Genomic DNA, 25738 nt, shown 5'->3' on the forward strand with positions numbered 1-25738 from the left:
TATTAAATCCTTCCCTCTACCAGCGCCATTAAGTACCGACCATAATCGTTTTTCAGATAAGGCTTCGCTAACTCGCGTAGCTGCTTATTGTTAATAAAGCCCATACGAAAGGCGATCTCTTCCGGGCAAGCTACTTTTAGCCCCTGTCGGGATTCAATAGTATGGATAAAGTTATTGGCTTCCATCAGACTCTGATGCGTTCCGGTATCCAGCCAGGCATGTCCACGTCCCATAATTGAAACAGACAGCTCACCTTTTTCCAGGTAAAGGTTATTGATATCGGTGATTTCCAGCTCACCACGTGGGGATGGCTGAAGATTTTTTGCCATTTCCACCACCTGGTTATCGTAGAAATAAAGGCCAGTAACGGCATAGTTGCTGCGAGGCTCTTTTGGTTTTTCCACCAGTGAAATTGCCTTGCCCGCCTCATCGAATTCTACTACGCCATAGCGTTCCGGATCGTGTACATGATAGGCGAATACCGTTGCGCCGCTACATCTCTTACGAGTTTCTTCCAGCTGCTTATAGAGATCGTGGCCATAAAAGATATTGTCGCCAAGAATAAGCGCTACCGGATCGTTGCCGATAAATTCTTCGCCGATAATAAAAGCCTGAGCTAACCCATCAGGGCTTTCCTGCACTTTATATTCAATTGACAGACCCCACTGCGAACCATCACCCAAAAGGCTTTCAAAACGAGGTGTATCCTGCGGCGTGCTGATAATCAAGATATCGCGGATCCCTGCCAGCATGAGTGTACTGAGCGGATAATAGATCATCGGTTTATCATAAATTGGCAACAATTGTTTGCTGACCGCCATTGTTACCGGATAAAGTCTGGTCCCGGAACCGCCTGCTAAAATAATACCTTTATTTTTTGTCATAATTCCTTGCACCCGTTGCGCAGCATCTTTTTATGCTAACTATGAAATTTTATCCAATAAACTCGGAAAGCATTCTGTCTACACCAACCCGCCAGTCTGGCAGCGTCAATGCAAAGCTACGCTGGAATTTCGTTGTATCCAGACGCGAATTTGCCGGCCGCTTAGCCGGGGTTGGAAAGGCCGAGGTCGCTACAGGGTTGATTTTTTTCACCTGCAATGCCATTCCTTGTTTACGTCCCGTTTCAATGACGTAAGAGGCATATTCATGCCAGGTCGTGGTGCCACCAGCAATAAGATGATAAATACCGGATAGCTCAGGCTGGTTTTTCGCGCTTTGAATTGCATGCGCTGTACAATCTGCAATCAGCTCGGCGCCCGTAGGCGCGCCGAACTGATCGTTGATCACAGACAGTTCATCACGGTCTTTAGCCAGCTTTAGCATGGTTTTCGCAAAATTGTTGCCTTTCGCCGCATAGACCCAGCTGGTACGGAATATCAGATAGCTGCTGCACGTGGCTGTAATGGCCTCTTCCCCTGCGCATTTCGTTTTGCCGTATACGCTTAACGGCTCCGTAGCGTCGGTTTCGGTCCAGGGTTTATCCCCCTGACCGTTGAATACATAGTCAGTGGAATAATGAACAAGCAGCGCGCCCGCTTTTTCAGCGGCATCAGCCATTTTCGCGACGGCTTCGGTATTTAATAAGGCAGCAACTTCAGGTTCGGATTCCGCTTTATCGACGGCCGTATGGGCCGCAGCATTAACAATAACGTCTGGTTTGAGAGCAGCAATAGTAGCGGCAATGCCCTCAGGGTTTGACAGATCGCCGCAGTGTTCCGTGGAATGACGATCCAGCGCAGTCAGGTTGCCTAAAGGAGCCAGCGCACGCTGCAGCTCCCAGCCAACCTGGCCATTTTTACCAAAAAGAAGAATGTTCATTAGTTACGTTTCTCGTAATTTTGCTCAATCCAGCTTTGGTAGGCGCCGCTTTTTACATTGCTGACCCACTCATCATTGCTAAGATACCATTCCACGGTTTTACGCATCCCGGTTTCAAAGGTCTCTTCCGGTTTCCAGCCCAGCTCATTTTGAATTTTAGTTGAGTCGATGGCATAGCGACGATCGTGGCCTGGACGGTCATTAACGTAGGTGATCAGATCCGCATAGTGGCCCTCGGAAGGCTTCAGCTCATCCAGCAGCGCGCAAACGGTTTTTACCACATCCAGATTTTTCTTTTCATTGTGGCCGCCAATATTATAAGTGCTGCCCGGCTTAGCCTCTGTAACCACTTTATACAGCGCGCGGGCGTGATCCTCGACATAGAGCCAGTCGCGGATTTGATCCCCTTTGCCATAGACAGGCAGCGGCTTTTTCTCCAGCGCATTAATAATGATGAGCGGGATCAGCTTTTCCGGGAAGTGATAAGGGCCGTAGTTGTTGGAACAGTTAGTAATGATCACCGGCAGCTTATAGGTGCGTCCCCATGCGCGGACCAGATGATCGCTGGCAGCCTTGGTTGAAGAATAAGGGCTGCTTGGCGCGTAAGGCGTGGTTTCGGTAAACAATGGAAGCTCGCCGCTCATCTCATCGGGATGGGGCAGATCGCCATAGACTTCATCGGTGGAAATATGATGAAAGCGGAAAGCCTGCTTTTTCTCTTCACCCAGCGAGTTCCAGTACTGGCGCGTGGCCTCTAACAGGCTGTAAGTTCCGACTACGTTAGTCTGCACAAAATCTGCAGGGCCGGTAATGGAGCGATCGACATGGCTTTCTGCCGCAAGGTGCATAATGGCATCCGGCGCGCATTCGTTCATGACCTTGATCAGCCCTTCCGTATCGCAAATATCAAGTTTGAAAAACTGATAGCGGTCGCTGTCGCTGACGTCCTTGACTGATTCCAGGTTGCCCGCATAGGTCAACTTGTCAACGTTGATTACGGCATCTTGCGTATTGTTGATGATATGTCTTACGACTGCTGAACCAATAAAACCAGCGCCACCAGTGATCAAAATCTTCATAACAAGTCTCTAAACGGAGTGATTTGGAACAATAACCGTAGATTATTGATATTTATGTCAGTTACATTGCCAGTCTGAAATTTAGCCACGCTACCGCCCCTGGGTATACATCCCCAGTACGTCAACGTCTATCCTGCTATGACCTTGCTTAAGCCCTGTCAACGCGCCCCGCTGTCTAACGGTTTGAATACACGCTATATTTTTAGCTAAAATTGACAACTTAACCCGTACATACTGTCAAGAATTGTATCATTCAGCAATTATGAAAACTAACTAAAATAAGAATTTTTCCTTGTTTATGCGGTGCAACTTAGGAAATTTCTTAGAGAAAGTTAAATCGCCCACTTTATATACGCGCCTGAGCTTTTTAGCTTATTTTATGAACATGAATTTTGACCTACATTGCATTTCCACTGTGTGGAACCAGCATCAAACCAAATTAAATCTTGTTTCAGATACGCAAAAGCCCGGCATAAGCCGGGCTTTTTCACGTAAACACTTAACGGCTACTTATAACCGTTAGGGTTATTGCTCTGCCAGTTCCAGGTGTCGCGCATCATCTCGTCGATGCCGCGTGAAACGCGCCAGTCCAGCTCTTTGTCCGCCAGCGAGGCGTCGGCCCAGAACGCTGCCAGATCGCCATCGCGACGAGGCGAGACCTGGTAAGGCACCGGACGACCGGAAGCCTTCTCGAACGCCTTCACCATTTCCAGGACGGAATAGCCTTCGCCCGCGCCCAGGTTATAGGCTTTATAACCGCTGATAGCCGACAGATGATCCAGCGCTTTCAGGTGGCCTTCTGCCAGATCCATTACGTGAATATAGTCACGTACGCCGGTGCCGTCTTTAGTCGGATAGTCGTCGCCGAAGATACCCAGCTTTTCGAGGCGGCCAATCGCAACCTGCGCAATATAAGGCAGCAGATTGTTAGGGATACCGTTTGGATCCTCGCCAATCTGGCCGGATTCATGCGCGCCTACCGGGTTAAAGTAGCGCAGCGCGATGGCTTTCAGCTCCGGATTGGCTTTGGCATAGTCACGCAGGATCAGCTCAACCATCAGCTTAGAGGTGCCGTAAGGGCTGGTCGTGCCGCCGATTGGCGTAGTCTCAACGTAAGGTACCGGCGCATCCGCGCCGTAAACGGTGGCGGAGGAGCTGAAAATAAACTGATTCACGCCGGCCGCGCGCATCTCTTCCAGCAGCACCAGCGTGCCGGTCACGTTATTCTGATAGTATTCCAGCGGCATACGGGTAGATTCCCCAACCGCCTTCAAACCAGCAAAGTGAATAACCGCAGTGATATTGTGCTGAGCGAAAAGGTCGCGCAGGCAGGCGCGATCCAGGATATCACCTTCGCAAAAAACGGCCTTTTTATCGGTCAGCTTTTCTACCCGAACGATAGATTCGCGGGAAGCGTTGCTCAGGTTATCCAGAACCACCACGTCGTCGCCACGTTCCAGAAGCGTCAGCACCGTGTGCGAACCGATGTAGCCCGCTCCGCCCGTTACCAAAATAGCCATATTGACTCCTTTATGGCCGCGCTGGCGCGACCTTAAATAATGGGAAATTACTTAGCGAGGATCTTTTTGATTTCTTCGCGGAACTCGCGGCCCTGCGCGTTATTTCTCAGTCCCCAGGAGACAAAAGCTTTCATGTAGCCTAATTTACGACCGCAGTCGAAGCTGGTACCGGTCAGCTGCTGCGCGTCAACACGCTGCTTTTTCGCCAGGCTGGCGATAGCGTCGGTCAGCTGGTAGCGGCCCCAGGCGCCCGGCTCCAGATTTTCCAGCTCGGCCCAGATATCGGCGGAGAGCACGTAGCGGCCTACCGCAGCCAGATCGGATTGCAGCGTCTGCGGCTGCTCGGGCTTCTCGACGAATTCCAGGATCTGGCTGGTCTGACCCGGGTTATCCATGACTTCTTTCGTTTTAATCACGGAGTATTCGGAAAGGTCGGCTTCAGGCATATGGTGCGCCAGCACCTGGCTGTGGCCGGTTTCTTCGAAACGCGCAACCATCGCGGCCAGGTTATAGCGCAGCGGATCGGCAGTAGAGTCGTCCAGCAGCACGTCCGGCAGGACGACCACGAAAGCTTCATCGTGCAGCATAGGACGAGCGCACAGAATAGAGTTAGCCAGGCCCAGCGGCTGTGGCTGACGCACGTTCATGATGGTCACGCCTGGCGGACAGATTGACTGCACTTCGCTCAGCAGCGAACGCTTCACGCGCGCTTCCAGCAGGGCTTCCAGCTCATAAGAGGTATCGAAATGGTTTTCAACCGCATTCTTGGACGCGTGGGTGACCAGAACAATTTCCTTGATGCCTGCCGCTACGCACTCGTCGATGATGTACTGGATCATCGGCTTGTCGACAACGGGCAGCATCTCTTTAGGAATGGCTTTTGTAGCAGGGAGCATGTGCATACCCAGACCCGCAACGGGGATAACTGCTTTAAGCTTGGTCATATTTTTTCCATATAAATGAAGTAAAAAACGTTCAGCAATTATGCATTAAAGTGATATTCAGCAAGTATAATCTTAATCTGAAAATTTAGCTGCGGCTGGCCCATATAAGGACCGGCATTTTAATGCTTAGCCCATGAATTTTCATAAATGCACGCGGCAAACGGCCCTTGAGCTGCGAGCCTGCAAACGCAGGCGGCGCGGCTTTGCCAGACTTTGCCGTGAACCTCGTTCAGTTTCGATAACTTATCGGGCTTAAATAAAAAAAGGCCATTGCCACAGCAATCGCCTTTACCTGTCTTAGCTTAGCGCTGAATTAATTGTCGGGTATTCGATAAGTCCGCACAAAAATATAATTACGCTGCACTCAGCGGCAAATTTACTCTGCCGCTTTAATAAAGATTATCTGAAATTAATAGTACGATTTATTAACGCTTAGCCAGCTTTTCCAGCGTTTCCGCCAGTTCCTGATAGGCAATATGCTGGTTAAACTCCGTTTCCACTTTTTGGCGAGCGGCGGCGACCACGGGCGCGACGTCCACATCGCCTTTGGACAGCCGGAACAGGATATCGCTCAGCGCCTGCGCATCGCCTTCCGGGGCCAGCCAGCCGGAAACGTTGTTTTCAATCAGCTCCGGAATGCCGCTGTGATCGCTGGAAACCACCGGTAGTCCTACGGCCATCGCTTCCATCAGCGCAACGGGAATGCCTTCCATATCGCCATCGGCGGCGGTCAGCGAAGGCAGCAGGAAGATGTCGGCTTCGTCCAGGTAACGCTTAATCTCTTCCTGAGGCTTAAAGCCGACCATCTGCACGCAGTCTTCCAGATGGGCCTGACGAATAGTGTCGCGCATCTGCTCTTCCATATCGCCGTTGCCGATAATGGTGTACTGGAAATTAGCGCCTTTCTCTTTCAGATATTTGCAGGCTTCCACCGCCACACCCAGGCCTTTTTTCTCGGTCAGGCGCGCCACGGTAAGGATACGTAACGGCTGATGCAGCGCTTCACGCGCTTTCATATTGAATTTTTCAGGTTCAATACCCATCCGCGTGACCTGGATTTTCTCCGGCGGGCAGCCCATGGCAATCAGCTTTCTTTCCCACAGATGGCTGATAGGCAGCAGCAGCTCGGTATCGCGGAAAAGGATGGGATAATCTTTACGGTGCTCGTTGAGGATAAAGCGACGGGAAATATCCGCGCCGTGAAAAACCGTTGCCTGCTTGCCGCGCAGCACTTTCAGCTCACGCAGCTTGTTGGCCAGCGCGCCCGCGTAGCCGAAATGCACCAGAAACACATCTGAAGTAATAGGTTTCTTAGCCCAGGCGACGATAGCCGGCAGCAGCAGCTTCATGGACTGATCGCCATAGCGACCCACGTTCATGGCCTTAATAACCTCAGGCTTGAAGAGCTTCGGCAGGATCATTTTCAGGCGCTGCTTTAGCTTTTCCGCGTTGCTTTTTTGCTCTTCCGGCAACAGATAATGAATACGTTCCGCCAGATTGTAGCGATCGAAAGCCGCATGCCGGTTAACGTGATCGCCCGGAAATACCGAAATGATCTCTACGTCATATCCACTGTCAATGAAGTGGGTTACCTGGTTGAGCACAAAGGTTTCTGACGCTACCGGAAAACGCATGGTGAAAAAAGTTAGTTTCATCGATTTACCCTAAAATACTGACGACGTCTTCGGTAGTAAGTCCCGGGAACGCGCTCCTGCGCAGACTGGCGGATCGCCCGGGGCGAAAGACATAATATTCGCAGCGTCGTATCCACCAAGAGGCGGTTTTAGCAACAGGGCAGGAACGTCTCGCCCTGCCCCGAACAGCTTGATCAATTTTATCTAATACTAGCAGCTAACCTGTGCAGCCAGGCAAGCGTAATTATCCTAAAAATCAACCGGCTAGCCTGCTTTTTTACGATTAAAAGCAGGCTGACCGCCGAAAGCAGCCGTTAACCCTGATTTTTTAGCGCATACCAGGGCACCGCAACCTGCTGGCCGTTGATCACCATGGAAACAAAACCGCCGGGTTTAGTGGTATCGACCTCGGCCGCATCCAGCTGCCGCGACTGCACCAGCAGATCGCCCTGCTCGTTGGCGCCTATCCCTGCTTTGCCATTGTGCAGCGAGAAGCGACGCACGGCCTGACGCGCGCCCTGCGGCGGATTTTTGAAGTCCATCTCCGCATCGAAGCGGGCGCACTGGCCGGTCAGGAAGCGATCGCGCGCCGTGGTTTTCATCATCACGCCGGACGAGCCGACCCAGCCTGCCAGCTTCACAAAGACCTGCGTATCGGCATCGTGCGTAGTGGTATACATCACGTCGACAATCGGGCTGCTGCCCTCGATGTGCCAGCTTCCTTCAAAACCGTGAACCTTACGTTGCAAGGTGATAACGGCTTTACCGCCGGTGTTGCGATCGTTCAACAGATTATGCAGCGGCTCCGACGTGGTGCCATTGCTGAACTGCGACTGCCCGAGGATCTCAATTTCCCAGCTGTCGCCCACATCCGGCGTATGGATGTTGCCCAACAGATACCATTTTTCCTGGTTGCTGTTGTTCTGAATACGAAAGCGTGAAGTCAGATAGTTGTACTTCATGCTGCCGTCGGCGGCGATGCCGTAAGACTCTACGCGAGTAGAACCGCGTTCGTAAGGGCCAAGCCACTCATCGCCCTGCAGCGAGTTATCAATCCAGCTTTTCGCCTGCAGGTTGATTTGCCGCATATTCAGCCGCGAGTGGTGGGCAATCAGCGGGTTCGGGCAGGTTTCAATGCTTAACGCATCCACGATCCACTGACCGTTAGAGAGATCGCCCGGAAACTCGGTGTGCTCAATCCAGCCGTTGTGAATAATCGACTGCGTACAGCGCGGCAGGTTCAGCGCCATGCCTTTAGAGCAGTGCTGCACGTTGAAGTTCGACAGTTCGATAGCGGTGCTGTGGTCCCAGTTGCCTTTTTTGGTATAGGACCAGGTCGCTTTGATCACATCGCCGGTACAGTTATTGGCATACCACTGGTCGATTTTACAATCCAGCGTATCAACCAGGCTCAGCGACGTGCCGCCAACGCCAATAAAGCGCAGACAGGAACCGCGGAAGTACTGCCCCGCCGGACACGAGTTGTGATAGAAGCCCTGCGTGTTCGGCAGTTCTTTATTGCGGCCTTCAAAGCTCAGGTTACTGATCTCTACCCAACGCGCGTTCACCTTAAAGGCAAAGTCCGATTTGCCATCGGAGACAATCGTGGTCGAGGGGAAATAGCCGAAGTTGATTGGCGCGCCCGATACGCGGAAGTAGCTGACGTAGTTAGCGGAAATATCAAACGAGGAGACGAAAAAGCGCCCGGCCGGGAACTGCACGGACAACATTCTGTTGTTATCCTGCGCCCAGTGGAACATTGCCTGAATGGCGGGCAGCGAGTCGGTGCGGCCGTCGGCCACCGCGCCAAAGTCAAAGATGGTCAGCGCGTTCAGATCGTCAGAGATGCGACGCCAGTGGTAATCCTGACCGGACGAGGCGATATAGCCACCGTCATCCTGTGCTTTGCTCAGCTCGCCGACAAAGGCACCGCCGCCCGTTTCCGTTCCGGCATGCCAGCCCTTAAGCCGCACTTTTGCGCCGTTGAACAGCGGTCGGGTCTGGCGTAATTCATCGTAAGAGCCGATTTCGCCAATCAGCTGGTAGCCGGAAGGCTGCGCCAGACGGCGGCTGAATTCGGAAGCGCCGCTGTTTTTCACATCCGGCACGTAGAACAGCTGCTCGTCGCGATCGTTATAGAGCGCCATCGAATATTCGCTGTTTGACCACAGCGCGCCTTTGGCTGCCACAAAACGTTTTAAAGTATCGCTGTTCAACGACACGGGCTGCGACAGCAGCGAAACTTCGCCGTTGGCGCTTTTAACAAAAACGTCGATCGGGTGCTGAGCGGGATCGGTGCCCGCCTTGCCGATATAGAGCTTGCCGTTAAAGTCATGCCAGAATTCGGCGGGCATGGTGAAGACGTCGTCAGGTGAAAAAATCGGCACGTCATTTTTGGGAATGGCATCGGCCGGCACTTTCTTCAGCTTCAGACCCGCTTCTTCACTGCGGGCGGCTGCGGGTAGCGAACTCAGTGCTGCGGTTGCCACGATAGAGGAAAATGCTGTTCGGATTAATTCTCTGCGCTTCATACAAAATTCCGTTAATCAGGTAAGTGTCGATGCTGTTTCATCCAGAGGTATAGTCCGGTGCAGGCTTTTTTATCCTTTGCGATCCCGCTCGTACAGGAACTTCATTACGCTTACCGGCATCACCCGCGTTGAGGTGCGGATCAGAAAATAGAGCGTGCCGTTCACGAAGTTAGTCTGGCGCAGGCGATTCTTTAACGACCACAGCTGCACCTCGCTTTTGATATAGGTCATGCCGCGGCGCTTGCTGACCATCTCGCTGCCCGAGCGCACACGCATCAGCACATCGTGCAGGTTGGCGACGTCATAGCCCTGCGAGAGCATACGCAGCCACAAATTGTAATCTTCCATAAACAGGTGGTGCTGGTAGCTGCCCGCCGCCAATACCTTATCCTTACGGAACACCACGCACATATGGTTGAACGGGTTTTTCATACGGGCGAAATGGCGGATCTCTGCGTTGTTCAGCGGCAGACGCTTCAGACGCTCGTTGCCGAATTCATCAAATTCAATTACCGCCGCGCCCAGCAGCGCCATATCAGGATGCGCTTCCATATAGGGGATCTGTTTTTCAAAGCGTTCCGGCAGGCAGATGTCGTCGGTGTCCATGCGCGCGACGATATTATGCGAGCAGCGATCCAGACCCGCGTTAAGCGCCTTGCCCAGACCGACGTTTTTTTCCAGCGGCACGATGACAAGCGGCAGCTTGTCCATCCAGTTGTTGACCGCCGCTTTCAGATCGTCGCCCAGCGGGCCGTCGTAGACCAGCACGATCTCGTCAGCTGGCAGCGTCTGCTCGTACAGGCTCTGCATGCACTGCTCAACATTTTCCGGTTTCTCTCTGTGATAGAGAGACATAAGAACTGAAAACATAACATCACCCGTTAATTCAGAAGTTCATTCCACTTTTGTAAGATCAGCGTCGGCCCGTAGTTTTCGGCGTTGCGCCAGGCCGCGTGGGCAAAGGTTTTGCGCTTTTGCTCGTCGGCGATCAGCATGTTCAGCTGCGCCACAAAGGCGTCGTCGTTGTCGTAATCGATAACGAACCCGTCGTCTTTGATAATTTCCGCCGGGCCGGTTTTGCAGTCGAAGGCGACGGCGGGCAGCGCAAAGTTTTTCGCCTCGATCAGCACCATCGGCAGGCCTTCATAACGGGAGGTCATGATGATGATGCCGGCGGCGCGGTAGTAATCGTTGATCTTTTTGCTGGGCGTAATGATTTCCGTGCTCGCTTCCATGCCGTAGCTTTTAATTTTCGCCAGCAGCGCGGGTTTGTCTTCGCCGTCGCCGACGATTTGCAGCGTCCAGCCCTGCTTATCCACGCGTTGCCAGACGTCGAGCATCCGGTCGAAATTTTTCTGGTAAGTGAGACGGCCCACCGCCAACACCCGATCCTGCTTGCCGGCGAAAACGTCATCAAAGCTGCTGGCGCTGCTTTCAGCATGGAAAGGCGAGATGTTTCTCATCACGTGCACGTTTTTCACGCCGTAATTTTTTTCCAGATAGCTTTTATCGTGATCGGTAAGCACGGCGATTTTGTCCGCCAGGCCGTAGCAGAACACTTTCAGGCGACGGATCGGCGTTTTAAAGGTTTCAATCGAGACGTGATCGCAGCAGATGATTTTTGACTTCACGCCGAACAGCTTCATGGCCAGCAGCGCCTGCACGGAAAGCTTGCCCATGGAGATAATCATAATGCCGTCAAAGGGCTGCGATTTCGCAAAGCGGATAAACTCGCGGATCTTAAGCAGGCGCGCGGTCGCTTCGGGATAGCGAATTTTCACTTTCGCATCGGTCGGATAGTAAGGATCGCCTTTGTTCAACGAATAGAGCGTGACGTCGTAATCATTATTGCTGAGCAGGCTGGATAAGGTGCTGGCAACGCGATCCGTACCGCCGCTGTTGGAAATGCCGTCAATAAGGATCAGCAATTTGTACATATTCAATCATCCTGTTGAAATTGAGCAAAAAGCGCGGCTCAGGGCCGCCTAGCCGCTGAACATACGGAACAGCGGCGCTACGCTATAGCCGGTAATCGACTGCGCGGAAAGTATCGTGTTATAGGCGAGGTAGTAAGAACAGATCCCCGCTAACAAGGCGACGTTTACCAGCAGATTGCGTATTCGCAGCAGCAAGAAAGAGAAAAGTATCGGTTCGGCGTGAAGGAACAGGTTGCCCACCCTGCCGCCAAAGATACTGAAGTCGGAGAACGTAATACGCACGCCCGCGCCCACCGCATACGAGACCAGCAGGATATAAACCAGACGATCGCCTTTCTGGATGCCGTTACGGAAGTAGTAAAGGGTAAAGGCGGCAATAAAGAAGATGTTTTTCAGGTTGGCCAGGCCAAACACCGGCGAGGCGGTATCGAAGTCGGTGCCGCTATAGCCCGCCGCTCGTTCGCCCAGGCCAGGCACGATGCCCAACGAGTCGAGAAAGAGCTTTTTCCCGCCGATAATTCCCAGCGGAATACAGGCGAAGACGATAATCAGCGGCAGATACTTGCGCTCGCGCAGGAAGAAGAACGGCACCGCCAGCAGGATGGTATAACCCGTGGCGTGCGACTGTGTACTGAGCACCAGGAATACCAGCGCCAGCACGTTTCTCTTTGTCGCCAGCGAGCAGATAAAGGCGATAGCAAAGGCGCTGGATAAGCCAAAGCGGATCTGGTTCATGTCTTTGTTGATAAACAGGTGAGTTGAATATAAACAAAGCGAACAGAGGATCAGCGGAGAATACTTTTTGTAGCAGTAAGCGTTAGTCGAAACCGCAATAAAGCAGATAAAAAAGAGAAAATAGTAGCTCTGGCTGGTGACCAGTGAAAACAGCCAGGCCAGCAGCATAAAGAGTTTTTCATAGCGATAGGTGTCGGTGATCGCGTCATAGGTGTTGACGTGAAGCTGTGCCGAAAAATCCGCGAAAAAGTCCAGGTACTGGCTGTCATCCATGCCGGAGTGCAGACCGCGCGAGCCGCCGAAACAGATCAGCGCCATCGTGCAGATAAACGCCAGCCACATGATGACGCGTTTGATCCTGGGGTCGTTAAGCTGGTTGATTGCTGCCAACTCAAAAATACAGCACGCCAGAATGCTGTAACTGATTATCCAATATATGGCCATTGTTGTTCCGCCGTCTTATTATTTTAATCAGGGCTATTTTTTTGCAATACGTTCTGAGAACTTCTGTTTTAAACGGCCGAGAAAATAATCGCGATTGCCTTTGTTGGTTAAAAAGAAATATTGCGCGAAGCTCAGGCTGGCGTGCAGCACCTTGCCATCCATTTTATAGCGGATCGGCAGCTTATACGCTTTATAGGTATAAACATCCCGCTTGCTCAGATACGGGCTCATGCTTTTCAGCCAGAAGGTGGAGTACTTTACGGACTCGCCTTTATGGCTGGAGTTGAATTTGCTCACCATATGGTAGTTAGCCAGTGGTTTTGCAATCATCACGAATTCAAAATCGTTTTTATCCGCGCGGATGCAGAAGTCGTAGTCCTGATGACGGATAAACCGCTCATCAAACTTAATTTCCGCCGCGTGCTCGCGCTTCAGCACAATAGTACTGGTCTGGATAAAGCCGTAGCAGCCAAACAGATATTCGGCGATGCTTTCATTGTGCGCAGGCAAATTGATCGGCATCACCTTTAAAAAGGCGCCGTCCTGCATAATGTTCACCTGGCTGTAGATCACAAAGCGGTCTTTGCCTCTGGCAGTCAGCTCCTGGATTTTTTTGACGTTTTCCAGCAGCTTGTCTTCATGCCATTCATCGTCGGCGTCCAGGAAGCAGACATAGTCGCCCGTCGCCAGGTCAATGCCCCGGTTGCGCGCGCCCGCGCCGTTGAGTTTGACCTCTGACAGCACCAGATTAATTTTCAGGTCGCTGTAGCGATCGCTGTTAACGACCTCGGCCAGCTTTGCCGCATCGGCCGACTTGTCGTCGACGATAATCACTTCAAAATGCTTATAGCTTTGCGCTTTAACGCAGTCCAGCGTGGTGACGATCGATTCGGAGGCGTTATAGGCAGGGATAACGATCGAGAAGAAAATATCCTTCATCACAAGGCACCTTTTAAACGTTATACATAAAACAGCCGGAAACAGGCCTGATTCCAGAGGCGAAAGGATCCGCCTTGCGGCGGATCCTTTTAAGCATTAGCTTTTTGCATTGCCTTTGTAGCTGTAATCGTAATAGTCGTAGCCGTAGCCGTACGCATTGGCGGCTTTCCGCACGACGGCGTTAAGAATGACGCCTTTAATATCGATACCGTTTTGCGCAAAGCGCTTGTAGCTGAACTCTACTTCTTTCAGCGTGTTGGTTTCAAAGCGCGCTACCATCAGCGCGGTGCCTGCCAGCTTGCCGATAATAGTTGCATCGGTCACGGCCAGCACCGGCGGCGTATCGATCAGTACCAGATCGTAATTTTTGCTCGCCCACTCCAGCAGCTCGTTCATGCGGCTGTGCATCAACAGCTCGGAAGGGTTTGGCGGCACCTGTCCGCGCGGAATAAAGTCAAAGCCGTATTCACCGTGCTGGATCAGATCCTGCGTGAAGGCGGTTTTGCCCGACAGGATGGTGGACAGTCCGGACTTATTGGCCGCGCCCAGCAGCTCGTGCGTATAGCCACGGCGCATATCGCCATCGATAAACAGCACTTTCTGCCCCGCCTGTGCAACCAGCGCCGCCAGGTTGGCGCTGATAAAGGTTTTACCAATGCCAGGGCTGGCGCCGGTGATCATCAGCACGTTGTTACGGGCTTCCATCATCGCGAAGTGCAGGCTGGTACGCAGGCTACGGATCGCTTCGATAGAGAGGTCGGTCGGGTTGCCCAACGCCAGCAGGCTGTTGTGCGGATCGACCTTCACGCCGCGCTTGTTCAGCGCCTCGACGTCTTTCTTACGCTGCCATTCGGAAAGCGGCACGCTGGCATAAACGTTCATACCGGCTTCTTCCAGCTGGTCCGGCGCGGTGATGCCGTGGTGGAACAGCGCTTTCAGCAGGATGATGCCCACGGAGATCACCAGGCCTGCAATCAGGCTGGCCAGCATAATCAGCATTTTCTTCGGCGCAACCGGCTTGGATGCGGTTTCCGCATGGTCGATGATGCGCACGTCGCCAACCGTACTGGCTTTGCTGATGCTCAGCTCCTGCTGACGGTTAAGCAGCTGCATGTAGATTTCCTGACCGGCCTGCACGTCGCGGGTCAGACGTAAAATTTCCTGCTGGGTCTGCGGCATCTGACCGATTTTCTGGTTCAGTTTTTTCTGCTCGTCTTCCAGCGTTTTACGTTTTTCCAGCAATGCGCGATAGGTCGGGTGATCCTTGGTGAACAGCTGGGAAACTTCCGCTTCACGGAAGGTCAGCTCGTTTAGCTGGCTCTGTACGCTAACAGAGGAGTCCAGCGCCGATTTGGCTTCCAGCGACATATCCACCGAATCGTTATTACGACGATAGGTGTTAAGCTTGTCTTCCGCTTCGTCCAGCTTGCTGCGCACCTGCGGCAGCTGATGCTGCAGGAACTCCAGGCTCTTTTGCGCTTCGGCGGATTTACGCTCCACGTTCTGCATCAGGTAGTTGCTCATCACCCGATCCAGCACCTGGCTAATCAGCTCCGGATCTTCACCGGTATAGGTCAGACCCATCACGCCGGTATCTTTGCCTTTGTCGGCCACGGCAAGGTTGTTAGTGACCATGCCGATCGCCGCCAGCGTGGACAGCTTAGAGACGGTAAAAGTGGTGCCCGGTTCAGCGTCAATGCCGCTAACCAGCATCGACACGCCATGCTGCTGCTGGAACTGGCCGATTTTACCTTTGAACAGATCGTCGCCGTCTTTCGAAACGGTGTAGCTGTCGGCGCCGGTGATCTCAACCTTTACGCTGGCATCTTTCCAGCTTTTCGGCATCTCAAGACGGGATACGGCGATTTTGGCCGGCTTTTCGCCCAGCAGGCGGGCAAAGCCTTTGCCCACTACGGGGAAGTGATTTTGCTCAACCTGTATGTTCAGGCCCAAATCGTCTACCGTTTTGCCAATCACCATACGAGACTGGATGATCTGGATTTCCGTGGCGGAAGCGGGTTCCACCGGCGCCTCGGTCAGATCGGTCAGCACGGTGTTAGGGCTTTTCTGCTCTACCTGTACCAGCGCGTCCGCACTATAGATAGGCGTGGCGAACAGCGAATAGAGCGTGCCGAGCAGCAGGAAGAAGGCCGTAACGGCCACGATAATCCAGCGATGATCAACCAGCTGTCCGACAAGGTGCGCTAAATCCCACCCGCCAGCTTCCTCTTTCGACGCGGTCGGCGCCTTACTTTTTATATTCATCGAGTATCCCAACTATCGGCTTAATGCGGTGACCCATTTCTGGGCAGCTTTTTCGAGTAATCCGTACACGGCTTCAAAGGCATCGCGGCTTTTCTTATAGGGATCCGCTATTTCCTGCTGGTTGAGCCAGTGGCCAAATAACATGGTCTTGCCACGTACGGAGGGGTTAATGCGGTTGACCAGATCGACATGCCTTTTTTCCATCACCAGGATGAGATCGTAATCCCGGCACATGCCGGAGGTCAGCTGCCGTGCCTGATGGCCCGCCAGCGAAACCCCATGTTCGCTGGCGACGCTGCTGGCGGTTTCGTCGGCCGGATGGTCGACCAGCGCGCTCAGCCCCGCCGAGGCGATCTTTTTATCCGGTAGCGCCTGTTTCAGCAGCCGCTCCCCCGTAGGAGAGCGGCAGATATTGCCGACGCAGACCACTAAGATTGAATTAATCATCATGCCCCGCCGTTACCATCTGTGAATGATCTGTGCGTTTTCGCTCGCGTTATAGATACCGGTGATAGTTGGGGTCAGCTGCGAAATAACACGGTTCCAACGCGTCAGCGGCGTTGAGGTGACATAAACGATGTCATACGGTTCCAGCTGGAATTCGGAGCCCATCACCATCGCCGACGCATCCTTCAGGTTCAGCTGATAGATATTGGCGATCTTGGTGCGGTTTTTCCCTTTGATTGGACGGATAACAAATACGCCCGTCGCGTCAGAGGCGGTCTGATCCATGCCCTGGGCGCTGCCCAGCGCTTCGGAAAGCGTCATACCGCTGCGATCCATTTTCAGCGTGGTCTGCTGTCTGACTTCGCCCATTACAAAGACTTTCAGATCGTCGTTGCGCGGCACAAACAGGATATCGCCCGGATAAAGCAGATGGTTCTGCGACAGATCGCCGTTTTGCATCAGCGCCTGCAGAGAAACCGGCACTTCGCTGCCGTTGTGGGTCAGCACCACGTTGCGCCAGTCGGCATTGGCGGTCAGGCCGCCTGCGGCGTTGATCGCATCCAGAATAGTCAGCGGCACGTTGGTAATCGGCTGCTGGCCAGACGTGGTCACTTCGCCCGTCACGTACGCTTTCTGCGACTTGAACGAGGCGACGCTGACGTCAACCTGCGGGCTTTCGATATACTGCGCCAGGCGGCCGGCGACTTCGGTACGCACTTCCTGCACGGTACGACCGGCTACGCGAACGCGGCCGATATAAGGGTAAAAGATGGTGCCGTCTGAGTGAACCCAGTTACCGGTGTCGCTCGCGCTGCGGTACTGGCCCGCTGGCGTGGTCAGCTCCGGGTGGTCCCAGACGATAACGGTCAGCACATCGCCGACGCCGATACGATACTCATAGTTTTGCAGTTCATTTTGCAGCTGAACGTTCTGTCGCGCCACAACGGGCGCCGGACGCATACGGTCAACCAGGCTTGGGGTCATCGGGAAGACATTAACGTATTTATCAATGTCAAAATCGTTGTCCTGCTGCTTAATTACGTCTTTTCCGCTGGTGGAAAGCTTTGAACCCGGAACTACCGTACATCCGGAAAGGAGGGTAGCCGATATCAACAAGGGCAGTAACTTCGTTTTGATTGTAATCATCTGTTTCATCGCTATCAGTAATTTGATTGATAGTGGCGGATCCGCCGCTGTGTAGCGTCTTGCAAAAGTAAAGATAAGCGTTTCAATCGCTATAACTGTCAGTCATTATCGTCCGATCCCTATCCTTTTTTAATGCCTTGCCGACTCGCTGTGAACCGACGCTTAACAAAGAAAGTGGTGAGCGCGTAAGTCCATGACGGTTACAGTCAAACTACGCTATAACAGCGACGCGCTCCGAAGAGCGCGTCGAAAGCTCAAATTAATAGGCGCCGTCGCGCTTAAGCACCACCCCGATGGTTTTGAACAGGATGGCGATATCGTTCCACAATGACCAGTTTTTTACGTACCAGGAGTCAAAATAAACGCGGGTTTCATAATCGACATCGTTACGTCCGCTTACCTGCCACAGGCCGGTCATACCAGGCTTAGCCATAAAGTAGTAGTCAACGTCGCCCGCATAGCGCTCCAGCTCGTCTTCAATCACCGGACGCGGGCCGACCAGGCTCATCTCGCCGCGAACCACGTTCCACAGCTGCGGCAGCTCATCAAGGCTGGTTTTACGAATAAAGTGACCGATGCGGGTGATGCGGGGATCGTTCTTCAGCTTAAAGTCTTTATCCCATTCCGCACGCGCTACAGGATCGGTGCGCAGCACTTCTTCCAGTACCTCTTTGGAATTCACCACCATTGAACGGAACTTAAGGCATTTAAATTTGCGTCCGTTGCGCCCTACTCGCTCATGCCCATAAATAGGATTGCCGCCGTCGCGAGCGACCATAAAGATCAGGAAGGCCAGCGCAGGCATCAGCATGGTGATAATACTTAAGGCACCGACAATATCGAAGGTACGCTTAAGGAAACGCGAGGTGCGCTTCGCCAAATTATTGCTGACGCGCAGGATCATAACTTCATGGCTGAAGATATAAGCCATATCAGTACCGTATAGCGGTACGCCACGCAGTGAAGGAATAACGGAAACGGAACGGCAATTATGTTTCGCCAGATTTTTCAGCCAGAGATCACGATACTGACTCTGTTCATATTCTACGGCGACAATAAATTGCGTTTCGCTGTTGACCAGCTGCCAGAGCGAGGTTTCATCGCGAATGACCGGAATGCCGAACAGCGCAGGCGCGGGCGTAGTGCCATCCACATCGTAGAAAGCCACCACGTCAAAGCCCATTACCTCTTCGCTTTGCAGCGCCAGATAGGCTTCTTCCGCATTTTTACCGCTGCCGATAATAATGGACTGCTTTTTCCACAGGCCGTTACGGTTCAGCACACGCTTAACGATGGCGCGGCCGACAGGAATAAGGATCAGCGCCAGCAGCCAGGTAATAATCCACACCCAGCGGGACATTTCCCATTTTGACAATGCCGTAATCGACAGGTCAATAACGGAGAAGATCAGCACGCTGCGGAAGACTTCTTTTAATTCAAACCAGAACGGTTTGCGATAGGTATAGTGGCGCAGGCGAACCCAGAACCAGCCGATACAAATCACAGAGAGAATGATGTGTGTGCTTATTTTTAATTGCAGATCCTGCTCTGACATATTTTCCAACAAACTGTTTGGAAAAGTTTTCATCAGCAGAACAGCAATAAATAAGGAGGCGTTAAAGAAAATAAGATCTGAAAGTGCCAGTGATATTTTTATTAACAGTCCTTTAAATGTAAATTCTATATCGCGCATAGTTAACTCTTATTTTTTCTTCAAAAGCCTGTGATTTAATAATTCCCACCGCTAAGGATTGCGTATCTTATCGACACGCTCTTTATTACACAGGAGACGTATTCAGAAATTGTGTAAAAGCTCATGGTAACTGGCAGTACAATCAGAGAATGACATGTAAAATCAACAACTGCGGTGATTTTATCGCCAAAAGGCGTGGTCTTTTCACCGCTTCGGACACGCTACCGCCCCTGGCTTGTAGCTGCCAATGCGCTGTATTTTGTCCTGAAGTGTTGGTTTTATCCTGCCATCTAAAGGCACTAACTGGCGCGTCTACATAAAGCCGAACATAAAAAAGAACGTTAAGACGCGACCGTGCTAATTGCTACATTAACGCAGCCATTTACTAACACATTGCTATACTAGTTATTACTGGCCTGTTTACAAGAGCCTGCCGCTACCCATGCGCGCTTTTAGGATTAAGACTACCTTCAGCGCCATGCTAAACCATACCTTTCATCTTTATCCTCACGATAAATTCAGATTAGCTTTACTGTCACAGTCAGAATATTCCTGTCTGACTTTACTTCATTGCTTAAGTATCCCTTATTTCAACAGGCAGACCTATGCGAATATTCCTGAAAACCTTTTAATCAGATGCCAAATTTTGCGCGGGCAATTCCAGGAATGAGTGGCGATTTATTCGGCTGTTTATCGACCTTGCGGCGACTTTCAGGGGATTATTTGTTGAATCAGGCGGCGTTCACTATCATCATGGCATTTCCTTAATCTGTATGAGTGAACTTCTGATGTTTGAATGGATCGTCGATCCGTCAATCTGGGCTGGCCTTGTCACCCTGATCGTGCTGGAACTGGTGCTGGGCATTGATAATCTTGTCTTCATCGCTATCCTGGCGGAAAAGCTGCCGCCCGCGCAGCGCGACCGCGCCCGCGTCACGGGCCTGATGCTGGCGCTGATTATGCGTCTGCTGCTGCTGGCCTCTATCTCCTGGCTCTCTTCGCTGACCTCTGCCCTCTTCTCGGTCGGCGGACACGCCTTCAGCGCGCGCGATTTAATCATGCTGCTGGGCGGCGTTTTTCTGCTGTTTAAAGCGACAGTGGAGCTGAACGAACGGCTGGAAGGCAAAGATGAGGATGAAAATCCACAAAAGCGTGGGGCTAAATTCTGGCCAGTGGTAGCGCAAATTGTGGTGCTGGACGCCGTTTTTTCCCTGGATTCCGTGATCACGGCCGTAGGGATGGTGGACCATCTGGCCGTGATGATGGCGGCCGTTATTATCGCAATTTGCTTAATGTTGCTGGCCAGCAAGCCGCTGACGCGTTTTGTTAATCAACACCCGACGATCGTTATCCTCTGCCTGAGCTTCCTGCTGATGATTGGTTTCAGCCTGGTGGCGGACGGCTTTGGCTATCATATTCCTAAAGGCTACCTTTACGCCGCTATCGGTTTCTCGGTGATTATCGAAGCGCTGAATCAGCTGGCGCATTTCAACCGTCGCCGCTTCCTCTCTTCCAAGGCGCCCCTGCGTAAACGTACCGCCGAAGCCGTGCTGCGCCTGCTGCGCGGCAGCCACGAGCAGGCGGAGCTGGATGCGGAAACCTCTTCGCTGGTTGCCGACAGCAGCAGCCAGGCGATATTTAACAAGCAGGAGCGCATGATGATTGCGCGCGTGCTTGGCATGGGGCAGCGCACGGTCAGCAGCATTATGACCTCCCGTCAGGATATCGCTTCTGTGGATCTCAGCGAGTCGCCGGCAGAAATTATGGCGATGCTTGACCAGAACCAGCATACGCGGCTGGTGGTCACGGAAAACAGCGAGGATCCGCTCGGCGTGGTGCACGTTATTGACCTGCTGAAGCAGGCGCTGCACGGCGACAGTCTGGATATCCGCGCGCTGATCCGTCAGCCGCTGGTGTTCCCCGAGCAGCTGTCGCTGTTGCCGGCGCTGGAGCAGTTTCGCAATGCGCGCACGCATTTTGCCTTTGTGGTGGATGAGTTTGGGTCGGTAGAGGGCGTGGTCACGCTCAGCGACGTGATGGAAACCATCGCGGGCAACCTGCCTAACGAAGGCGAAGCTATCGATCCCCGCTACGATATCCAGCAAAACGCAGACGGCAGCTGGACGGCCAACGGGCATATGCCGCTGGACGACCTGATTATGTACGTGCCGCTGCCGCTGGATGAAAAAAGGGAGTATCACACGCTGGCGGGACTGCTGATGGAGCATATGCAGCGGGTGCCGCAGGAAGGCGAAGAGATCCAGATTAACGACTGCCTGTTCCGCACGCTTAAAGTAGAAAGCCACCGCGTGCAGAAAGTCCAAATAATCCCTCTGGTGACGGAAGAAGAAGACTGGTAACACCGGCGCTGATAAAGCGATGCTGCTTTATCAGCGCTGCCCATCAAAGGTCGTTAATCAGTTTCTGTACCGAGCTGCTTTTGCCGCTTTGCGGATTTTTCTCCGACCACGCTTTCAGACGCTTCTTCGCTTCATCCTGTAGCTGCTGGCGCAGTACCTGATCGATTTGCAGCGAATAGTTCAGGCCATCCCACGGGCCGTAGATCCTTAACGGCACCGGCGTCTGCTGAAGCCGTCCAATCAGCTCGCTGTCGCCCTGCCAGCCCTCGGTGACCGTTACGCCAAAGTTCATATCCGCCTGTTTGTCTGCCATATTCACCGTGCCCTTGCCGCTATAGTTAAGCATGGAGGCGCGTCCGTGCAGGTCGACGAAAGCCAGCAGCCCTTTTTGCAGCGACATCTTACCCGTGATTTGCTGGAAGTCGTTCTCCGGCCCGGCGGCGGCGTGAACGCGGCTGCTGCTACGCTCTACGGCGCGCTGGATCATACGCTGGAAGTTCAGTCCGGAGAGCAGCGCGTTGTTCAGGCTGATTTCGGCACTGCCCTGCCAGGCATGTTTAAAGGCGGGCACGCTCAGGCCCGCGCCGCTGAAGCTGCCGTTCAGCGTCAGATCGCCGCTCAGCGAAGCCGGCAGCTCAAACGCTTTAAGCAGCGGCGCCACGGCGATATTCTGCAAGGAAGGCGTCAGCGCGATCTGCGTCTGTGCATGGCGGAAATCGAGGCTGCCCGGCAGGGAAAACTGCCCGTTGCCCGTTTTGCCGGTCAGTGTCGCCAGCGTCACCAGGCCATTACTGCTGTTGCCCTGTAGCGTCACCCCGTCAAACGTCATACCGCGCCAGTTAAGCTTATCTGCCGACAGCGCCAGCTGTCCGTCCATCTGGTTAAACGGCGAGCTGGCGTTATCCTGCACGGGTTGAGCAATAACGGGCGCAGGGCCGCCGCGCTGAGTCTGGATATTTTGGCCTTCGCTGTTGACCTCGGTTTCCAGCCCTAACAGCGGATCCAGATTCAGCACGGAGGCATGCAGATCCAGCGCGATTTGCGGGCGGTCGCCCAGCGTCCCGCTGGCGCTGCCGTTGAGCTGGCTGTCGTTAAGGCTTAGCGCCAGATTTTTCAGGCTGAAAGCATCGCTGTCGCGCCACTCCGCCTGCAGGGTCGCCTGCCCTTTGACGCCTTCACGCGGCAGATCGGCCCCGCTCAGCTGGTAGTCCAGCTGGTTTACCGTGGCTGCAAGATGCTGTGGATAGTGGCTGAGATCCACATCCGCATTCAGATTCACCAACAGCTCACGCTGGTCACGGCTGACGCGGCTGCCAAATTCAATATGGGCATGGCGCTGCGCGTTCTGCGACAGCTGCAGGTTCAGATCGCGAACGTTAAGCTGCTCGCCGCTGTTCTGTTGCCAGATCAGCAGGCTGTCGGCAACCTGCAAATTGTCGATATCGAACGTCCAGCGCTGAGTCAGCGGCGGCGGCGGTGCGGTATCCGCCGGGCCCTGCGGCGCATTGGCCGGACGCTGCGCGGCGCTGTCGGGCGTCAGGCGGATCACCGCCCCTTTCAGCAGAACCTGTTTGACCGCCAGCTGATGAGAAAGCAAAGGAAGGAGCTTGACGTCAAGCCGCATATTGCTGGCGCTGACAAAAGGCTGCTGCGCGCCGGGCGCGGTCAGGGTCATCGGGCCGGAGAGAATGCTGAGCTGCGGCCAGACGTGCCAGCGCAAATCGCCGTTCAGCGCCAGCTGATAGCCGCTGCGCTGTTCGACCTGTCTGGCCATATAGGCGCGAAAATCATTGGGATTGACCAGCAAAACCAGCGCCGTCATGCCGGCCACGATAACCACCAGCAAAATGGCCAACGTGGTGATAAACCTTTTCATGCCTTCCCCTTATAGCTTCCACTTCCTGACGCATGCCGCCGGCTCAGGCCCTGCCCCGCCGCCGCTATACGTCGTCCTGATCTTTATCGATACGGCTGGCGTCCGCGCCCTGTTGCCCTTTGTATTTTGCATCCTGACGACGGTTATAAGGACGAGCCGCCGGCCCGGAAAGCGGTTCAAAGCTCAGCGCGCCAATCAGCATCCCCGGCCGTAACGCCAGCGGCAGCTTACCAGAATTATAGAACTCCAGCACGATACGTCCCTGCCAGCCCGGATCGATACGGTGGGCGGTAACGTGCACCATCAGTCCCAGCCGGGCCAGCGATGAACGCCCGTCCAGCCAGCCGACCAGGTTATCAGGAAGGGTCACGGATTCAAACGTCACCGCCAGGGCCAGTTCGCCAGGGTGTAAAAAGAACGCTTCGCCTTCCGGCAGCACGATTTCGTCGCTCATCACGCGGTCAAGCGCCGCGCTGACCTCGTCTTTCGGGCCGCTGAGATCGATAAAGGCAGCGGTGTGACCGCGGAAAGTGCGGAACTGATTGCCGAGGCGGACGTCAACGGTAGCGCCGTTAATACGCTCTACCGGCGGACGCGGAGAGATATCAAGCTGGCCGCTGTCGAGCCAGGCTTCTATATCACGGTCGCATAAACGCATGGACAGATACTCCCAAATTAATAACAGGCTGAGCGGCGGGAGCATGAGCGCTCCCTGCGCGGGCTACCCGGTCGGCCCTTTCGGCCGCCGGGACAGGTTTACTCGAAGAACTGATTGATCTTCGCCTTCAGGATATCGATCGCGATGCGGTTTTTACCGCCGCGAGGCACGATAATGTCAGCGTACTGTTTGGAAGGTTCGATAAACTGCAGGAACATCGGACGCACGGTTTTCTGATACTGCGCCATCACGGAGTCCATTGAGCGGCCTCGTTCGTTGACGTCGCGCTTCATGCGGCGCATCAGGCAGATATCCAGCGGCGTATCCACGAAGATCGAAAAGTTCATTTCGGCGCGCAGCCGCGCGTCCGTCAGCAGCAGGATCCCTTCCAGAATAATGACTTTCTTCGGTTTCAGCTCAATAGTCTGCGCGGTACGGGTATGTTCTACATAGCTGTAAACCGGCAGATCGATCGCTTCCCCTGCTTTCAGCATCTGCAAATGTTGCAGCAGCAGGTTGTGATCCATGGCGCTGGGGTGGTCATAGTTTGTTTTAACCCGTTCATCCATGGTCAGATGGCTTTGGTCTTTGTAATAAGCATCCTCAGGGATAACACCAATATTTTCATCGCCGACCCGATCGCGAACTTCACGATAGAGCGTACTGGCGATAAGACTTTTTCCCGAGGCAGATGCGCCGGCGATACCTACGATGACGCACTGATGCGACTTGTCAGTCATAAATTAAAGACCTGATTTGTGTCTGAGACAGATGGAGAGGATGAATTCGCGCGTAATTATAGGGATTTCGGGGTGTTGATGCCAGAAAAAACCGGCGGAAGGCTTTTAAGACTTTCCCGTTATACCTCTGCTGCCCCTCTCGCTAAACTGTTGGCTGTCAGATTCACAATGTCGGCCCGGCCGTTGCAGGCACCCTGTTGCAACAGCGTAGCGGGTTATCACAGCATAATAAGGAAACACCGTGTACTGGCGTACATTGCATTTTTTGACCTATTTTGGCGACAGCATGTTGCTTATCCCTACCGCTATCGTGATGGCCGGGCTGATTAGCTGGAAAAACAGCGATCGGCGCGCGGCCTGGTATTGGGCACTGGCGTTCTGCACCGCCGGTGCCGTGGTCAGCCTCTCTAAAGTGGCTTTTATGGGCTTTGGCCTTGGCAGCGCGCACCTGAACTTTACCGGCTTCAGCGGCCACACCGCTATGTCGGCAACGCTGTGGCCGGTGATGCTGTGGCTGCTCAGCGGACGCCTGTCGGACAAGGGCCGCCTGTTTGCCGTTGGTATCGGCTACCTGATCCCCATCCTGGTCGGCGTCTCGCGGCTGCTGCTTAGCTACCACTCCACCAGCGAAGTGATTACCGGTCTGATCCTGGGCTTTACCCTGAGTACGGCTTTCCTGGTCAGCCAGCGGCGCGCCAGAGTGCAGGGCTTTTCCACGCTGCAGCTTTGCATTGCGCTCCTGCTGCCTCTGCTGCTGCTGAGCCACGGTCGTCTTGCCACCACGCAACAGTTTTTACAGCGTCTTTCCGTGCAGATTGCCGGCATTGACCATCCCTGGACACGTGACGATTTGCTGAAGCTTCGGCAGTAATTCCCGTCCACCAGCGGCGCGCGGCGGTCAATCGCCCGAATAAAGCGATCTTTTGAATTAGCGCAGGCATTCAAAAACGAATGTGTTAGCATGCCTTA

At 53.5% G+C, this 25738-nt stretch carries 20 protein-coding genes; 2 read left to right on the forward strand and 18 right to left on the reverse strand.

Annotated elements, in window-relative coordinates:
* Positions 1-2: 2 nt before the first annotated feature.
* The 15 genes from rfbA to wbaP all read right to left on the reverse strand — a co-directional run bounded on the left by rfbA (position 3) and on the right by wbaP (position 19135).
* Positions 3-884 carry a glucose-1-phosphate thymidylyltransferase RfbA gene (gene rfbA, locus ACA373_RS07570; protein WP_370734285.1) on the reverse strand — a complete coding sequence of 294 codons (882 nt, stop codon included), beginning with the start codon at positions 882-884 and terminating at the stop codon, positions 3-5.
* A 49-nt stretch (positions 885-933) separates the two neighbouring features.
* On the reverse strand, positions 934-1821 hold the full coding sequence (rfbD, locus tag ACA373_RS07575) for a dTDP-4-dehydrorhamnose reductase (RefSeq protein ID WP_370734286.1): 888 nt from the start codon (positions 1819-1821) through the stop codon (positions 934-936).
* Positions 1821-2900: a dTDP-glucose 4,6-dehydratase gene (gene rfbB / locus ACA373_RS07580; RefSeq protein ID WP_301730471.1), complete on the reverse strand. Its 1080-nt coding sequence runs from the start codon at positions 2898-2900 to the stop codon at positions 1821-1823. The genes rfbD and rfbB overlap by 1 nt, the downstream gene beginning before the upstream one ends.
* Before the next feature lie 506 nt (positions 2901-3406).
* Positions 3407-4420 (reverse strand): UDP-glucose 4-epimerase GalE, encoded by a 1014-nt coding sequence (gene galE / locus ACA373_RS07585; protein WP_370734287.1) that lies wholly within the window; start codon positions 4418-4420, stop codon positions 3407-3409.
* A 47-nt stretch (positions 4421-4467) separates the two neighbouring features.
* Positions 4468-5364 (reverse strand): UTP--glucose-1-phosphate uridylyltransferase GalF, encoded by an 897-nt coding sequence (gene galF / locus ACA373_RS07590; protein WP_301251110.1) that lies wholly within the window; start codon positions 5362-5364, stop codon positions 4468-4470.
* A 425-nt stretch (positions 5365-5789) separates the two neighbouring features.
* Positions 5790-7019: a glycosyltransferase gene (locus ACA373_RS07595; RefSeq protein WP_370734288.1), complete on the reverse strand. Its 1230-nt coding sequence runs from the start codon at positions 7017-7019 to the stop codon at positions 5790-5792.
* A gap of 293 nt (positions 7020-7312) precedes the next feature.
* Positions 7313-9529: a phage tailspike protein gene (locus ACA373_RS07600; RefSeq protein WP_253460074.1), complete on the reverse strand. Its 2217-nt coding sequence runs from the start codon at positions 9527-9529 to the stop codon at positions 7313-7315.
* A 69-nt stretch (positions 9530-9598) separates the two neighbouring features.
* A complete protein-coding gene (locus ACA373_RS07605; RefSeq protein ID WP_301251112.1) occupies positions 9599-10399 on the reverse strand; it encodes a glycosyltransferase in 801 nt (266 codons plus the stop codon).
* Positions 10400-10410: 11 nt separating this feature from the next.
* On the reverse strand, positions 10411-11466 hold the full coding sequence (locus ACA373_RS07610; protein WP_253460068.1) for a glycosyltransferase family 4 protein: 1056 nt from the start codon (positions 11464-11466) through the stop codon (positions 10411-10413).
* A 48-nt stretch (positions 11467-11514) separates the two neighbouring features.
* Positions 11515-12645: an EpsG family protein gene (locus ACA373_RS07615; protein ID WP_125288128.1), complete on the reverse strand. Its 1131-nt coding sequence runs from the start codon at positions 12643-12645 to the stop codon at positions 11515-11517.
* A gap of 33 nt (positions 12646-12678) precedes the next feature.
* Complete coding sequence (locus tag ACA373_RS07620; RefSeq protein ID WP_253460065.1) at positions 12679-13584, reverse strand: glycosyltransferase family 2 protein; 906 nt, start codon at positions 13582-13584, stop codon at positions 12679-12681.
* 96 nt (positions 13585-13680) lie between these two features.
* Positions 13681-15849: a tyrosine-protein kinase Wzc gene (gene wzc, locus ACA373_RS07625; RefSeq protein ID WP_253460062.1), complete on the reverse strand. Its 2169-nt coding sequence runs from the start codon at positions 15847-15849 to the stop codon at positions 13681-13683.
* A gap of 12 nt (positions 15850-15861) precedes the next feature.
* Positions 15862-16296: a protein tyrosine phosphatase gene (locus ACA373_RS07630; protein ID WP_253460058.1), complete on the reverse strand. Its 435-nt coding sequence runs from the start codon at positions 16294-16296 to the stop codon at positions 15862-15864.
* Between the two features lie 12 nt (positions 16297-16308).
* Positions 16309-17451, reverse strand: coding sequence for a polysaccharide export protein (locus tag ACA373_RS07635; RefSeq protein ID WP_125288131.1), 1143 nt, complete (start codon positions 17449-17451; stop codon positions 16309-16311).
* Between the two features lie 250 nt (positions 17452-17701).
* A complete protein-coding gene (gene wbaP / locus ACA373_RS07640) occupies positions 17702-19135 on the reverse strand; it encodes an undecaprenyl-phosphate galactose phosphotransferase WbaP (RefSeq protein ID WP_253460055.1) in 1434 nt (477 codons plus the stop codon).
* A 788-nt stretch (positions 19136-19923) separates the two neighbouring features.
* On the opposite strand from wbaP, the gene ACA373_RS07645 reads away from it, so the two are divergent.
* Complete coding sequence (locus tag ACA373_RS07645; RefSeq protein WP_253460052.1) at positions 19924-21495, forward strand: TerC family protein; 1572 nt, start codon at positions 19924-19926, stop codon at positions 21493-21495.
* A gap of 43 nt (positions 21496-21538) precedes the next feature.
* On the opposite strand, the gene asmA is transcribed toward ACA373_RS07645, so the two are convergent.
* The 3 genes from asmA to udk form a co-directional block, all read right to left on the reverse strand.
* Entirely contained in the window at positions 21539-23371 is a 1833-nt protein-coding gene (asmA, locus tag ACA373_RS07650) for an outer membrane assembly protein AsmA (protein ID WP_370734289.1), read from the reverse strand.
* 64 nt (positions 23372-23435) lie between these two features.
* A complete protein-coding gene (gene dcd, locus ACA373_RS07655) occupies positions 23436-24029 on the reverse strand; it encodes a dCTP deaminase (protein ID WP_253461273.1) in 594 nt (197 codons plus the stop codon).
* 98 nt (positions 24030-24127) lie between these two features.
* Positions 24128-24769, reverse strand: coding sequence for a uridine kinase (udk, locus tag ACA373_RS07660; RefSeq protein ID WP_125288134.1), 642 nt, complete (start codon positions 24767-24769; stop codon positions 24128-24130).
* Between the two features lie 241 nt (positions 24770-25010).
* On the opposite strand from udk, the gene ACA373_RS07665 reads away from it, so the two are divergent.
* Complete coding sequence (locus ACA373_RS07665) at positions 25011-25640, forward strand: phosphatase PAP2 family protein (RefSeq protein WP_253460046.1); 630 nt, start codon at positions 25011-25013, stop codon at positions 25638-25640.
* The last annotated feature ends 98 nt before the right edge of the window (positions 25641-25738 follow it).

It is taken from the genome of Erwinia sp. STN24, assembly GCF_041320675.1.
GTDB lineage: Bacteria > Pseudomonadota > Gammaproteobacteria > Enterobacterales > Enterobacteriaceae > Erwinia > Erwinia aeris.

What these genes read in the sequence shown, in the direction of transcription:
- rfbA (WP_370734285.1), bottom strand. Translation starts at nt 884, where the DNA reads ATGACAAAAAATAAAGGTATTATTTTAGCAGGCGGTTCCGGGACCAGA.
- rfbD (WP_370734286.1), bottom strand. Translation starts at nt 1,821, where the DNA reads ATGAACATTCTTCTTTTTGGTAAAAATGGCCAGGTTGGCTGGGAGCTG.
- rfbB (WP_301730471.1), bottom strand. Translation starts at nt 2,900, where the DNA reads ATGAAGATTTTGATCACTGGTGGCGCTGGTTTTATTGGTTCAGCAGTC.
- galE (WP_370734287.1), bottom strand. Translation starts at nt 4,420, where the DNA reads ATGGCTATTTTGGTAACGGGCGGAGCGGGCTACATCGGTTCGCACACG.
- galF (WP_301251110.1), bottom strand. Translation starts at nt 5,364, where the DNA reads ATGACCAAGCTTAAAGCAGTTATCCCCGTTGCGGGTCTGGGTATGCAC.
- ACA373_RS07595 (WP_370734288.1), bottom strand. Translation starts at nt 7,019, where the DNA reads ATGAAACTAACTTTTTTCACCATGCGTTTTCCGGTAGCGTCAGAAACC.
- ACA373_RS07600 (WP_253460074.1), bottom strand. Translation starts at nt 9,529, where the DNA reads ATGAAGCGCAGAGAATTAATCCGAACAGCATTTTCCTCTATCGTGGCA.
- ACA373_RS07605 (WP_301251112.1), bottom strand. Translation starts at nt 10,399, where the DNA reads ATGTTTTCAGTTCTTATGTCTCTCTATCACAGAGAGAAACCGGAAAAT.
- ACA373_RS07610 (WP_253460068.1), bottom strand. Translation starts at nt 11,466, where the DNA reads ATGTACAAATTGCTGATCCTTATTGACGGCATTTCCAACAGCGGCGGT.
- ACA373_RS07615 (WP_125288128.1), bottom strand. Translation starts at nt 12,645, where the DNA reads ATGGCCATATATTGGATAATCAGTTACAGCATTCTGGCGTGCTGTATT.
- ACA373_RS07620 (WP_253460065.1), bottom strand. Translation starts at nt 13,584, where the DNA reads ATGAAGGATATTTTCTTCTCGATCGTTATCCCTGCCTATAACGCCTCC.
- wzc (WP_253460062.1), bottom strand. Translation starts at nt 15,849, where the DNA reads ATGAATATAAAAAGTAAGGCGCCGACCGCGTCGAAAGAGGAAGCTGGC.
- ACA373_RS07630 (WP_253460058.1), bottom strand. Translation starts at nt 16,296, where the DNA reads ATGATTAATTCAATCTTAGTGGTCTGCGTCGGCAATATCTGCCGCTCT.
- ACA373_RS07635 (WP_125288131.1), bottom strand. Translation starts at nt 17,451, where the DNA reads ATGAAACAGATGATTACAATCAAAACGAAGTTACTGCCCTTGTTGATA.
- wbaP (WP_253460055.1), bottom strand. Translation starts at nt 19,135, where the DNA reads ATGCGCGATATAGAATTTACATTTAAAGGACTGTTAATAAAAATATCA.
- ACA373_RS07645 (WP_253460052.1), top strand. Translation starts at nt 19,924, where the DNA reads ATGTTTGAATGGATCGTCGATCCGTCAATCTGGGCTGGCCTTGTCACC.
- asmA (WP_370734289.1), bottom strand. Translation starts at nt 23,371, where the DNA reads ATGAAAAGGTTTATCACCACGTTGGCCATTTTGCTGGTGGTTATCGTG.
- dcd (WP_253461273.1), bottom strand. Translation starts at nt 24,029, where the DNA reads ATGCGTTTATGCGACCGTGATATAGAAGCCTGGCTCGACAGCGGCCAG.
- udk (WP_125288134.1), bottom strand. Translation starts at nt 24,769, where the DNA reads ATGACTGACAAGTCGCATCAGTGCGTCATCGTAGGTATCGCCGGCGCA.